The sequence below is a fragment of the Streptomyces sp. NPDC044033 genome (assembly GCF_056434425.1).
This window is the reverse complement of sequence record NZ_JBWKFF010000003.1, coordinates 90,035-103,214: the sequence shown is the minus strand read 5'-3', so window position 1 is coordinate 103,214 and position 13,180 is coordinate 90,035. Positions and strand designations below refer to the sequence as shown.

The following is a 13,180-nucleotide window of genomic DNA, read 5'->3' as shown; positions in this document are numbered from 1 at the left end:
TACTCCCCCCGACCGGCCGAGCCGGAGTCGACTGGGCGTCCCCGGCTGCTACTTCTGGATCTCGTAGTCCTTGAGCAGCGTGGTCCGCCACGCCCTCGCGGTGGCGTCGAGGCCCGCCTTCGGGCTCTCCTTGAGCGTGAGGATCTTCGTGTAGTGCTGCAGCCAGTCGGTGAACAGGTCGCCGCCCTGCGGGATCGCCGGGCGCGGACGCGCCGTGGCCAGCGCGCGGTGGTAGGCCGCGCGCACCGGATCGGCCAGCACACCCTTGGTGTACGCCGACTTGCGGGTCGGCAGCACGCCGACGGAGGTGGCGGCCGTCTCCTGCTGGGCCGCGGCGGTCATGTGCTTCACGAAGAGGTAGGCGGCGTCGAAGTTCTCCGTCCCGGCGTAGACGGCGAGGTTGTGGCCGCCCACGGGGGCGCCCGCGACGCCGGTGGAGCCGGCCGGTACGGGCGCGATGCCGAGGTTCGCCCGGTCGCGGTAGGCGGTGCCGCCGAAGACCTCCTTCGTCGCCCAGGGGCCGTCGATCAGCATCGCCAGCTTGCCGTTCTTGAAGTCGGTCTTGAGGTTGTTGTAGCCGTCGGTGCCGGCCGGCTTCGGCGCCGCTCCGCTCTTGACCAGGTCGACGGCGGTCTCGATGCCCTTGAGGGACGCGGCGTCGGCGATGGTGATCTTCTTGTCGGCGACGTCGACCAGGTCGCTCTTCTCGCCGTAGAGGAAGGGCAGCGAGTAGTAGCTGTCGGGGTTGAGCCCGATGCCGCCGGCCCCCGTCCGCTCCTTGACCTTCGCGGCGGCGGCCTTGACCTCCTGCCAGTTCGCCGGCGGCCGCTCGACGCCCGCCCGCTTGAGCAGGTCCTTGTTGTACATGAGGCCGAGCGTGTCGGTGACCTGCGGGGCTCCGTAGGTCTTGCCCTTGTACGCGGCGTTCTTCAGCGGCCCTTCGAGGAAGTCGCCACTGTCGCCCAGCGCCGGCGTGCCGGCCAGGTCCTTGAGGTAGCCGAGCTGCGCGAACCCCGGGGTCCAGCCGACGTCGGAGCGCAGCACATCGGGCGCGCCCCGGCCGCTCTGCGCCGCGGTCTTGAACTTCTGCTGCGCCTGGTCGAACGGCACATTGACGTAATCGACCTTGATCTTCGGGTACTTCTTCTCGAACGCCGCGACCAGCTTCCGGTACGTCGGCGCCTCATTGGTCGCGTCCGAGGTGTCCCACCAGGTGACGGTCCCGGAGACGCTGCCCGGCTCCTTCGCCGCCTTGGTGCCGTCCCCCTCGCCGGCCCCGCCGCCGCCCCCTCCGCACGCCGCCGCGCCCAGCGTCAGCGCCCCCACGGCGATCACGGCGGAAATGCCTCTGCGCATGGGATCCCCTCTCCCGAGGGTCGGCCCTTCCCTGGACGGTCCGGGCTGGGGAGGAAGCTAACAGGTCGCAATCCCTTGCGAAAGTGCTTGCGACGTGGAGAACGGGCCAACTCCCGGGCCGCTACCGGACCGTGTCCGCGGCGCTCCCCGACGGGCCGGAGGACGGAGATCCGGGCGGCGGCTCGCGGATTCTCGCGGCTTCCCGCGGCGCGGTCAGCGCCGTGCCGCGCCGTTCACAGCGGCTGCGGCTGCGGCTGCTGCTGGGGCGCGAGGACGGTGAGCCGGGCCAAGAGGTCGCCGAACGGGCCGTCGGCGGGCTCGTCCGCGAGCATGCGGCGCAGGACGTCCGCCATCTCCTCGTCGTACGCCGCGCTCACCGCCGCCAACGCCGCCAGATCGTGCACCAGTTGCAGCTCCAGCTCGCGCCGCGCGATCCGCCGCCCGTCGAGCCACAGCAGCGCCGTCGTCTCGGCGAGGGAGATCCAGGAGCGGACGACCAGTTCCATGCGCGGCCCCGGGCTCGCCAGCCCGAGGTGGGCGGCGATCTGCTCGTACGCGGCCTGGCGTACCCCGTCGATCATCGCGCCGGCCGCGGCCGAGCCGGTCGCCGGGCCGCCGCGCATCAACGCGGTGAAACCGGGCCCGTGGTCCTCGACGAAGTCGAAGAAGCGGTGTGTGACGCGCAGCAGCCGCGCGCCGAGCGGGCCTTCGCGGGGCTCGGCGAAGAGCGCGGCGAGCTGGTCACCCGCGCGGCGCAGGGCGGCCTCGTACAGGCTCTGCTTGCCGGGGAAGTAGTGGTAGACCAGCGGCCGCGATATCCCGGCCGTCTCGGCTATCTCGTCGATCGAGACGTCCTCGGGGGAGCGGTGGCTGAAGAGCCCGAGCGCCACCGAGATCAGTTGATCCCGGCGCTGCTCGACGCCCATCCTGCGGCGTACCCCGGTCGTCATGCGGACCACTCTAACGACTGGGTCGTACAGAGGTCTTGGGCGGTCCCCGGCCTGTGATCTTGCCGTGTCCCTCCGTGCGGGCGCCGTGCCTCTCCGCACAGGCGCCCGCCGCGTCGCGTCCGGTCCGTCCCGCTCCGGCCCGCCCCGTCAGTGCAGCGGGACGAGCTTCTTCCCGTTCGTCAGCCGGGCGCTCAGCTTCGCCTGCGCGCCCGCCTTCGCCGGCACGGCCAGCAGATTGCCCGGCGCGCTGCCGCGCACCCCGCCCGTGGCGGTGATCGAGGCGACCTGACGGCTGCCCGCCGCGAGCAGATACCACTGACCGGCCGGCGACTTCCACAACGCGCCCGCCAGCGCCTTCGGGTCCTGCGGACCGCACGCCCGCGATCCCGCGGAGCGGGCGACGAGCGCTCCCGGCGCGCCCGGCGCGGCGCCCGGCGGCTGGAACTGGGCCAGCGCCTGGCTGCCGCCGCCCCGCCACGTCTCGGTCCGCGTGCAGACCCACGCGGCGCTCCCGGTGCCGGCGGGCAGCGGCTGTGTCGCGAACCGCCAGGAGTTCACGGACCGCACCCCCTGCCCGCGCACGCTCGCCAGGTGGCAGGCCGAATGGGCCCAACTCGCGCGCCCCGTCGTGGTGTTCACATCGCGGGCGCCGCCGGCCGTCGGGCTCCCGTATGTGAGCCGGGCCGGGAACAGCTCGCCGAGATCGGTCACCAGGTGGCCGCCGAGCTGGAGCGCGGGCCAGCTGTCGCAGCCCCGTGCCCCGGCGGCCGGGCTCGGCACCGGGTCGGTCACGCCGTCGGCGGAGCGGTGCAGCGGCCGCGCCGGCTGGGTCGGCTTGAGCAGGTCGCGTACGGCCGTGTCCGTCACCCAAGGAGCCGTCAGATAGCGGACGTTGCCGTCCACGCGGGCCACGACGAGGGCGGTCGCCGAGTCGGTGTCCGCGGCGTCGGCGCGCGCGAAGTCCAGGGCCACCAGAGATGCCTCGCCGCTCTTGGGCTCGGCGTAGCGCACCACGCGCAGCCCGTCGTGGAGGATCACGACGGCCACCGTGCCGACCTCGCCCGCGTACAGCAGCTGGGGCGGTCCGGGCGGCGGGCCGGGCAGGGTGCCGGGCGTCGCCGACGCCCGCGCGTCGCGGCCCGGCCGTGCCCAGACGGCCAGGGCCCGGCGCAGCAGCTCCTGGTCGCCGACCCGGTTGCCGCGCGCGGGCCAGGCCGAGAAGTCGCCGCGGTCCGCGGTCTTCCACGCGGCGGGCGCGGCCCGCGTCAGACTCGCCGGGTCCAGGGCCCGCTCGGCCGCCGAGTTGCGCGCGTACGGCGGGGCCGCCGCGCCGTACGGGCCCCAGCCGGAGCCGGGCAGGCTCAGCAGCGTGCCGCAGACGGCGACGGCGGCCACCGCCGCGAGCGCCGCGCGGGAGTGCTGGCGGCGGCGCATCAGGTCGGTCGGCCGTACTTGCAGCGAGCAGGGGTCGAACTCCGGCGCGGCCGAGGGCGGTTCGGCCCCGTCCCCGGCGGGCGGCTCGACCGCGTCCGCCTCGTCGAGCGCCGCGTCCGGGTCGTCGACCCCGGCGGCGTCCAGCGCGCGCAGTACGTCCAGGTCGCCCATCCGCTCCAGCCGGCGCAGCGCGTACGCCGCCCGGCCCGGTACGGACAGGCCGGACAGCGTCTGCTCCAGGGCGAGTTCCTCGGCTCCGCCCGAGCGCGGGAACAGCCGCAACCCCCACACCTGCGGCAGCGGCGGCGGCAGCTGGCCGGGCCGCGGCAGCTGCCAGCGCCCGCGCGGCCGCCCCGCCACCAGGGCCGCGCGCAGCACCCGGATCCGTACGTACGCGTAACCCGGGCCGGTCCGCGCGCCGTCGGGCGTACGCGGCGCCGGCAGCCCCTGGCCGGTGACGGTCGCCCGGTTGCGCGGCAGCGCCCGCTGTGCGACGGCGTGCGCGGTCAGTACCCGGCGCTTGCGGCCGAGGTCCGGCGGGAGGACGAGATATCCGAGCCGTACCAGGCGCGGATAGTGCTCCATGAGCGCGGCCTCGGCCTGCTCGACGTCGACGGGGGTGATGACCTCGGGACGGGGGGTTGTCGCCTGCTGTTCCACATTCGGAAGAACGAGTGAACGGGGGGACGGTCACCTCATCCGTTCGTGGGGGCCGGGGCCCCGGAGGCGCCCGTCCGCCGCCCGGCGCCGGGCGGGAGGGCGAGTCCGAGGGCGAGCGCGACGAGGTGCCCGGCGTCGGTGAACGTCCGCTCCTCGCGCAGGAGGGGACGCACGCGGAGCGCGAGGAGGGCCCCGGTCGCGGCCGTACGGACCGGGCCGCGCGGCAGCGCCCCGGCGAGCGCGCCGACGACGGCGTCGAGCCCGTAGCTGGGCCCGACGTCGACCGCCGAGCGCGTGCGCGGGCCGGTGGCGGGGGAGGCGCGCAGCCCGGCGTACACCAGCAGGCTCGCGCCCGCGTGTCCGTACGCGAAGACGCCCGCCGTCCGCCACGCGCCGTGTACGCGCTCGGCGTGGCCGAGGACGGCCAGGAGCAGCAGCGCGTACGGGAGTTCCATCGGCTCCTCGACGAGCACGGCGCTGGCGGCGAGGGTGGCCCAGCGGCCGCGGCGCAGATTGTCGACGTTGGTCGAGCAGTCGCGCAGCAGCCGCCGCCGGGCGGCGGGCGTGAGCCGGCGCAGAGCGTACGCGCCGAGCTGCACGCCGCCGACGTACGCGGGGGCGAGCCGGGGCAGCCGGGAGAGGGCGGTGAGCATCCGCCCATGATCGGCGGCGGCCGGGCCCCGCGCCAGCCCCTGCGCCGCCGCCCCGCTACGGCCTCACGCCAGAGCCCATCCGCTGAACTCCACCAGCCCCCGCTTCCCGCTCCCGTCGTTGCCCGCCGTCATGAACAGCCCCACGTCCTGGACCGCCGCCGCGCCCGGCACCGTCACCGTCGCGACCGTCCGCCAGACCGTGCCCCCGTCCGTCGAGCACTCGGCGGTGTACGCGCCGGACGCGGTGCGCGTCAGGCGCAGCAGCACCGGGGCCTTCAGCCCCGTGATGCGCTTGTAGGCGTCGACCGTGCCGTCGCCGTTGGTGTCGTAGGAGAGGACCACGCCCTGCTCCGGCGTGACCGCCAGGTTCACGAAACCGGGGGAGCCGGCAGGGGACGCGGAGGCCAGGGAGTTGCGGACGACGATGCCCGTGCGCGCCCAGCCGCCCGTGTCCGTCTGGCCGTCCACCCGGACCGTGGCGGAGTGGCCCGCGCCGAGCGCGCCCTCGCGGTACACCGCGCCGAACTCCGCCGTGCCCTTCCACAGGTCCATGCCGCCGCCCTCGATCGCGAACCGGTCGCCCAGCTGCCCGAAGATCGCGGCGTTGCTGGTGGCCGTCTTCCAGCCCGGCTCCAGCGGGCCCGCCGTGTAGAGCGTGCCGGGCAGGACGGCCGCCACCCGCTGCTCGCCCCGAGGTCCGTACCGCGCCGTCAGCTCGTACGGCAGCGGCTTGAGCGGCCGGTCCAGTGGCCCGGCCGGGGCCGTGACCCGCCAGCGGACCGTGCCCGTGCCGCCCGGCGCGATGTGCGGCAGCGAGAGGGGGCCCTGCGGGGCGGCGTCGAGGCCGGTCAGCTCGTAGTCGACGCGGCCGGTGGCGCGCAGGCCGTTGACGTTGCGCAGCGACCCGGCGAGCGTCGCGCGGCCGCCGGGCGGGACGGCGGCCGGCTCGGCGGTGGCGGTCAGCGTGCCCTGGTACGGGGCGGCGGCCAGCGTCTCCCGGACAAGGCGCGCCGTGCGGTAGGCGTCGGAGACCGGGCGCACGGGGTACCGCTTGCGCTCGCGCGTCCACGGCTCCTCGAAGGCGAACCAGTCCACCGGCCTCGGAGCCCGCCCCTGGCGCAGCGCGTCCTCCAGCTCGCCGAGCCACTTCGCCCAGCGCGGCAGGTAGAAGTCGGCCATCAGGCCGTTCCAGTCGCGGTTGCCGTACTCGTGCAGCTTGCCGGGGTCGGAGGTGGCGCGGTCGCCCCAGACGGTGATCAGCACCCGGGCCGTACGCTCCAGCTCCGCGGACTCCGCCGCGCTCGACCCCATCGCCCGCGCGGCCTCGTTCCACGGCCCGAGCAGGAACGCCCGGTGCGCGCCCGCGATGTCGTCGGCCAGCCGCATCAGCTTCAGCCACAGCGCCGACAGGGCGCGGAAGGTTGCCAGGTCCGCGCGTACGTACGCGGTCTTCAGCTGCGGCAGCAGCTGGCGGCTGCGGTGGGCGACGGCCTGCCGGGCGACGTCCACCAGGTCGGCCTTGTACGCGTCGCTGCCGCGCAGCCCGTCGCCGACCGCCAGCAGCCCCGCCAGCGCCGCGTCGAAGCGCGCCGGGTCATAGGACAGGTCCCGGGGCGCGTACTCGGCGGCCCGGTTGGCGTCGAGGTCGGGGCGGGCGGCGAAGAGGGAGTCGTGCGGGTCGCTGCGCTCGGGCGCGTGCTGCCGGTAGGCGGTGTCGCGCAGCGCGGCCCAGGCGGTGAGCGCGCCGCGGTCCCGCTCCCCGTACCGGAATTCGCCGTAGTCGGCGAACCACTCGGCGCGGTCCACGGGCCGCTCGCGCCAGGCCAGTTCGGAGAAGAGCTCGAAGGCCGCCGGGTCGCGCTCGGTGGCCTCCGGCATGTACGCGGTGCCGGCCAGCGCGCTGTTCGACTTGTCGCGCCACCTGAAGAACCGGTCGTTCCAGGCGTGGGTCTTGGCGCCGAGCGTGGTGCGGCCGCCGTAGTTGGGGATGGTGCCGAAGCAGTACGGGGTGCCGGCCCAGTCCTTCTCGCGGTCCGGCTCGGCCGTGGTGCGGTCGGAGATGCCGTCGAAGATCACCATCTTCGACTTGTCGACCGCGGCGATCAGCTCGGGCAGCGGGTTGCTCTCCCAGCCCAGGATCGTCCAGATGCCGTCCGGGTGCGCCGTGCGCAGCCCCAGCTCGACGCCCTTCGCGGCGGCGCCGACCGGCACGTCGCCCGCGGTGCCGCCCTCGTGCAGCAGGTCCATCTTGAAGTGCGAGGCCGTGCCGAGGAGGTCGCGCTGGTGCCGGTAGAAGGAGGCGGCGACATCACCGAAGGCGGCCGTACGGGGGTCGAGCCAGTCGGGGCGCTTGAAGCCGTGCCAGACGCCCTGCGGTACGACGCGCGCGCCGGGGTTGCGGGCGACGAACCCGTCCGGCACGGTCCCGTAGTAGCCGGGGAAGACGGGGTGCATGCCCAGCTCCCGGAGCCGGTCCGCGATCCGCCGGCCCAGCTCGGAACGTTTCGCCAACAGCTCATGGGTGAGCGGGCCGCCGTACCCGCTCAGGTTCTGCAGCAGCCACCACGGCTGGTGGGAGGGGGCGGGCAGCCAGGCGCGGGCCTCGGCGTCGCTGTAGCCGAAGTCCATCAGGACGCGGTGGTAGACCTCGTCGTGTCCGGCGATCACCAGCACCTCGTTGCAGCCGTGCAGCGCGAGGAGGTCGATCCGCCGCTCCCAGAACGCCCAGTCGGCGTACGGGGCGGTGTAGCCGTCGTTGGTGTCGTTGAGCGCGAAGCGGTGCGCCAACGACGTGGATCTCTCCAACGGGCGGCCCGGCGCGGGGAGCAGGCGGGGGAGGTCCAGCTGGCTGCCGTTCCAGGTGAGGTGGGCCCCGCAGACGTACTTCAGATACCAGTGCACGCCGGTCAGCTGCACCGCCGGGCTGGTCCCGGCCACCTCGACGTCCCCCCTGCCGCCGGTGACTTCGAAGCGCTCCTCGCCGCCGCGCAGGACGGTGAGCCGGATCTGGCCCGCGTGCCGGGGAAGCAGCCGCCCCAGCGCTGCTCGCGCCGGGGCGGTGTCGAACGGGACCGCGGTCGCGGTGGCGCCGGGGGCGGTATCGGCGGCCGCGGCGGGGGTGAGGCCGCTGAGGGCGGCTCCGGCGCCGAGCGCGCCGGCGGTCCCCAGCAGCGTGCGTCTGGACAGGCTGGACAGGTCGGTCATGGGAACGCTCCCTGTGTGCAGCGGCAACAATGGACGCTTGCGCAGCGCACGTTAACCGTCGTCGCACACAGGGGCAATGAGGCGCTTCAGCCGCGGTCGAGGTAGGCGAGGACTGCCAGGACGCGGCGGTTGTCGTCGTCGGAGGGGGGCAGATCCAGCTTCCCGAAGATGTTCGATGTGTGCTTTGCGACCGCACGCTCGGTCACGACCAGGTGGGCCGCGATCGCCGCGTTGGAGCGTCCCTGCGCCATCAGCTCCATGACGTCGCGCTCACGCGGCGTCAGATGGGTCATCGGCTTGTCCTGGGACCGCCGGGAGAGCAGCTGAGAGATCACTTGCGGGTCCATCGCCGTACCGCCGGCGGCCACCCGCCGTACGGCGTCGATGAACTGCTCCGCGTCGAAGACCCGGTCCTTGAGCAGATAGCCGACGCCGCCCGTGCCGTCGGCGAGCAGCTCGCGCGCGTACAACTGCTCCACGTGCTGCGAGAGCACCAGTACGGGCAGGCCGGGGGTGGCCCGCCGGGCCGCCAGCGCGCACTGGAGGCCCTCGTCGGAGAAGGACGGCGGCAGTCGGACGTCCACGACCGCGACGTCCGGCTTCAGCTCGGCCAGCGCGCGGGTGAGCTCGGGGCCGCTCTCGACGGCGGCGGCGATCTCGAAGTCGTACGCCTCCAACATCCGGACCAGGCCGTCCCGGAGGAGGAAGAGGTCTTCGGCCAGGACAACGCGCACGGAATCTCCATGGTCGTAAAGGCGACGGGGCCGGCCGGCGGCCGGCGGCCGATCGGCGGACCGCGCCGATGCGGGACGGGCCCCGCAAGCCTATGGTCTCACCGGCGCGGCGGGCGGGGGCCGGGGAGACCGGACGCAGCGGAGTGCCCCCGGCCGGGCCGGAGGCACTCCGCTGCGTCGCGCGTTCAGGTGTGGAGGGCGGTGCTCACCTGCCGGGGGCGGGGGCGGCGCTCAGGGAGCACGGGATCTCCATCGTGACCATCGTGGGCCCGCCCGCCGGGCTGTTCAGGGCCAGCACGCCGTCGAACGTACCGAGCCGGCGCTCCACGCCGACGAGGCCGGAGCCGCCCGCGGCGGTCGCGCCGCCGCGGCCGTTGTCGGTGACGCTGACGCGGAGCATCCCCTGCGCGTAGTGGATGTCCAGCCAGACCCGCTCGGCGCCAGAGTGCTTGGCGGCGTTGGTGAGGACCTCGCTGATCGCGAAGTACGCGGCCGACTCGACCGGCTCCTCGGCCCGGCCGGGCAGTTCGACGTCGACCTCGACCGGCATCGGCATGCGCAGCGCCAGGGCCCGTACGGCGTCGCCGAGGCCGCGCTCGGCCAGCACCGGCGGGTGGATGCCGCGGACCAGGTCGCGCAGTTCGGTCAGGGCGTCGGCGGAGTCGGCGCGGGCCGTGGCCAGCAGCCGCTTGGCCTGCTCCGGGTCCTTCTCGATGAGCGCCTCGATGGTGCCCAGGCTCATGCCCATGGCGACGATCCGGGCCTGCGCCCCGTCGTGCAGATCGCGCTCGATGCGGCGCAGCTCGGCGGCGGAGGTGTCCAGCGCGTCGTGGCGGGTCTCCGTCAGCCGGTCGACGCGCTGGGCGAGCGCCTGCTCCCGGGTGGCCGCGTCGGTCGGCGCGAGCAGCGACATGGCCAGCGTGAAGTGGCCGCGCAGCAGGGCCGGGTTGACGAACAGGCTCAGGACGCCGAGGCAGATGCCGAGCCCGGCGGCCAGGTTGGCGCTGACCTGGCCGGTGATGTGGATGAAGGCGAACCACTCGTTGCCGCCGGAGTGCACGATCGGCCGCCAGACGCCGAAGGCGAGCACCGGCCCCCACAGGGCGTACCCGACGAGCACGACCGGCAGGATCGCGACGAAGAAGCCCGCCGTCATGTCGACGAGCAGCCAGGACATGTCACGCCAGGTGGCCGGGTCCTTGAGCAGCAGCTTGCACTGTTCCAGCTGCCCGATCACGCCGCCGGAGAGATCGGCGGGCATCGGCCGGTACGGCTGGGGGATGTGCACCCCCGACCAGCTGTACGCGTGGACCCGCCGCAGGTTGGCGAACCCCCGCAGCCCCTTGAGCACGGCGGGCGTGGTGAAGACGCCCAGACCCAGTGGGATGAAGGCGATCGAGACCATCGCGAGCGTGAAGAGAATGATCGACCCGGCTATGCCGACGATGGACAGATACAGCCCCCGTGCAGCGGCCAGCAGTGCGCTGCGGACCCTCATCTGTAGTCTCCCTGCGCTCTTCGATGCCGCCCGGCGGTCGGGCACGGCTCCAGTCTGGCCATCGCGCCATTATCGGTCACTGGGTTCGGCACCCGGGCCGTGGTGTACCTAGCGACACCCCGCTGACCTCGACATGTACCCCCACGATCGGGGTGCTTGGCGGCTGGGGCGGCGGCGCGCGGATTTCTAAGTTCGGTACATGACTTGTTCGGGGCTCAGCCGTACGGATGCCAGGGGCGGATTGTGACGAAGCGGAACAGCGTGAGACGGGGTGCCGGGGGCGGGGACGCCGCGGGTGTGAATGGCGAGGGCCGGGGCACCGCGGGCCGGGGCACCGCGGGCCGGGGCGGAACGAAGCGGAATCTCGCCGCCCGGCTCGGCGTCTGGAGCACCCGCCACCGCAGGATCGCGATCATCGGCTGGCTGCTCTTCGTCGTGCTGACCTCCGCGGTCGGCGGGATGGTCGGCACCTCCGAGATGTCCGCGTCCGAGCAGGGCGCGGGCGACTCGGCCCGCGCCGCCGAGATCCTCGACGATGCGGGCATCACCCACCCGGCCGCCGAATCGGTCATGGTCGCCGCGGCCGCCCCCGACGGCTGGCGGGAGGCGGCCCGCGACCTGGCCCGCGTGATCGAGGGGACCGGCGAGGTCACCGGCGTATCGGCCCCGCTGCCCTCCGCCGACGGCAGGGCCGGGCTCATCCGCTTCGAGATGAAGGGCGACGCGAAAACCGCCCCTGACCGGGTCCAGCCGGTGCTGGACGCCGTCGACAAGGCCAAGGCCGCCCACAGCGACGTCAAGGTCTACGAATACGGCGAGGCCAGCGGCGGCAAGTGGATCAGCGACATGCTCGGCGACGACTTCGCCGCGGCCGAGTGGACGGCCGTACCGCTCGCGCTGGGCATCCTGCTCGTCGCCTTCGGCGCGCTGGTCGCCGCCCTGCTGCCGATCGGCCTCGCCCTGACCGCCTTCATCGCCGCCAACGGTCTGCTGGCGCTGGCCAGCCACCGGCTCCACATCTTCCAGACCACCAACTCCGTGATGCTGCTGATGGGCCTCGCCGTCGGCGTCGACTACTGCCTCTTCTACCTGCGGCGCGAGCGCGACGAACGGGCCGCCGGCCGGGACGCCGAGACCGCGCTGCGCATCGCCGCCGCCACCAGCGGCCGGGCCGTGCTGGTCTCCGGGCTGACCGTGATGGTCGCGATGGCAGGCATGTTCCTGTCCGGGCTGATGCTCTTCGAGGGGTTCGCGCTCGCCACCATCCTCGTCGTCCTCATAGCGATGCTCGGCTCCGTGACCGTGCTGCCCGCGCTGCTCTCCTGGCTCGGCGACCGCGTCGACAAGGGCAAGGTGCCCTTCCTCGGCGGCGGCCGGCGCACCGCACGGCGCGGCGGCCGGATCTCGGGGGCCGTGCTGGGGCCCGTGCTCAAGCGGCCGAAGCTGATGGCGGCCGGCGCCGCCGCCGTACTGCTCGTCCTGGCCGCGCCCGCGCTCGGCATGAAGACCGAGCAGCTCGGCCTGGAGAAGCAGATGCCCGCCGGCGCCCCGCTGCGCACCTCATACGAGCAGATCACCGGCACCTTCCTCGGCGGCCCCGACCCGGCGCGCGTCGTCGTGACGGCCGACGACATCACCTCCGCGCGCTTCACGGACGCGGTCCAGGAGTTCAAGCGGCGGGCCGCCGCCACGGGCGAGTACGGCAAGGGCATCACCGTCACCCCGCACAAGGACGCGAACCTCGTCGAAATCGGGGTGCCGCTGGCCGGGGACGGCACGGACGGGCGCTCCAAACACGCGCTGTCCACGCTGCGCGACGAGCTGATCCCCGCCACGCTCGCCCCCGTCTCCCAGCACGCCTACGTCGCCGGTGAGCTGGCCTCGTCCGTCGACTTCAACGACCAGCTGAGGAGCGGCATCGTGCCCGTACTCCTCTTCATCGTCGGCGTGACCTTCCTGCTGATGCTCGTCTCCTTCCGCTCGCTGCCGATCGCGGTGGTGTCCATCGCGCTCAACCTGCTCTCGGTGGCGGCCGCCTACGGCGTGATGGTCGCCGTCTTCCAGCACGGCTGGGGCGCGGGACTGATCGGCACGGAGGCGGTCGGCGCGATCGAGGGCTGGATGCCGCTGTTCGTCCTCGTCGTCCTGTTCGGCCTGTCGATGGACTACCACGTCTTCGTCGTTTCGCGAATCCGTGAGGCCCGCGAGAGCGGCCGCACGACGCGGAACGCGATCAGCGAGGGCGTACGGGCCACGGCGGGCGCGGTGACGGGGGCCGCGGCCATCATGGTCGCCGTGTTCGCGGTCTTCGGGACGCTGTCCATGCAGGACATGCAGCAGATGGGCATCGGCCTCGCGGTCGCCGTGCTGCTGGACGCCACGGTCGTCCGGATGGTGCTGCTGCCCTCGGTCATGGCGCTGCTGGGCGAGCGCAACTGGTACCTGCCGCGCTGGCTCGGCCGGCTCCCGGACTTCGGGCACGGCGGTGAGCCGGAGGCCGCGCCGCTGCCCGCGGCCCCGCTCCCGCCCGCGACCACGCCCGAGACCGTGCCGCCGGTGGCGGCCGGACCTCGCTGAGCCATAGCGGGGGAGCGGGGGGGGGGGGGGGGGGGGGGGGGGGGGGGGGGGGGGGGTGGGGGGGGGTGGGGGGGGGGGGGGGAAGGGAGGGGGGGGGAGGAGAGGAAGCATACG

General features: G+C 74.1%; 8 protein-coding genes. 1 reads left to right on the top strand and 7 read right to left on the bottom strand.

Going from position 1 to position 13,180, the window contains the following annotated elements:
* Window positions 1-48: 48 nt before the first annotated feature.
* The 7 genes from AC07AB_RS07955 to AC07AB_RS07925 all read right to left on the bottom strand — a co-directional run bounded on the left by AC07AB_RS07955 (window position 49) and on the right by AC07AB_RS07925 (window position 10,489).
* A complete protein-coding gene (locus tag AC07AB_RS07955) occupies window positions 49-1,356 on the bottom strand; it encodes an extracellular solute-binding protein (RefSeq protein WP_478561864.1) in 1,308 nt (435 codons plus the stop codon).
* Between the two features lie 233 nt (window positions 1,357-1,589).
* On the bottom strand, window positions 1,590-2,306 hold the full coding sequence (locus AC07AB_RS07950) for a TetR/AcrR family transcriptional regulator (protein ID WP_478561861.1): 717 nt from the start codon (window positions 2,304-2,306) through the stop codon (window positions 1,590-1,592).
* Between the two features lie 147 nt (window positions 2,307-2,453).
* Complete coding sequence (locus AC07AB_RS07945; RefSeq protein ID WP_478561858.1) at window positions 2,454-4,400, bottom strand: hypothetical protein; 1,947 nt, start codon at window positions 4,398-4,400, stop codon at window positions 2,454-2,456.
* 35 nt (window positions 4,401-4,435) lie between these two features.
* Window positions 4,436-5,053, bottom strand: a complete 618-nt coding sequence (locus AC07AB_RS07940; protein ID WP_478561855.1) for a rhomboid-like protein — start codon at window positions 5,051-5,053, stop codon at window positions 4,436-4,438.
* Window positions 5,054-5,116: 63 nt separating this feature from the next.
* The gene (locus AC07AB_RS07935) at window positions 5,117-8,257 is read right to left on the bottom strand and encodes an alpha-N-acetylglucosaminidase (protein WP_478561852.1); all 3,141 of its coding nucleotides are present in this window, start codon (window positions 8,255-8,257) and stop codon (window positions 5,117-5,119) included.
* A gap of 86 nt (window positions 8,258-8,343) precedes the next feature.
* Window positions 8,344-8,991: a LuxR C-terminal-related transcriptional regulator gene (locus tag AC07AB_RS07930; RefSeq protein WP_478561849.1), complete on the bottom strand. Its 648-nt coding sequence runs from the start codon at window positions 8,989-8,991 to the stop codon at window positions 8,344-8,346.
* Between the two features lie 205 nt (window positions 8,992-9,196).
* A complete protein-coding gene (locus tag AC07AB_RS07925; protein WP_478561846.1) occupies window positions 9,197-10,489 on the bottom strand; it encodes a sensor histidine kinase in 1,293 nt (430 codons plus the stop codon).
* Between the two features lie 297 nt (window positions 10,490-10,786).
* Here AC07AB_RS07925 and AC07AB_RS07920 point away from each other — a divergent pair, with 297 nt between their 5' ends.
* On the top strand, window positions 10,787-13,066 hold the full coding sequence (locus AC07AB_RS07920) for an MMPL family transporter (protein ID WP_478561843.1): 2,280 nt from the start codon (window positions 10,787-10,789) through the stop codon (window positions 13,064-13,066).
* Window positions 13,067-13,180: the final 114 nt, after the last annotated feature.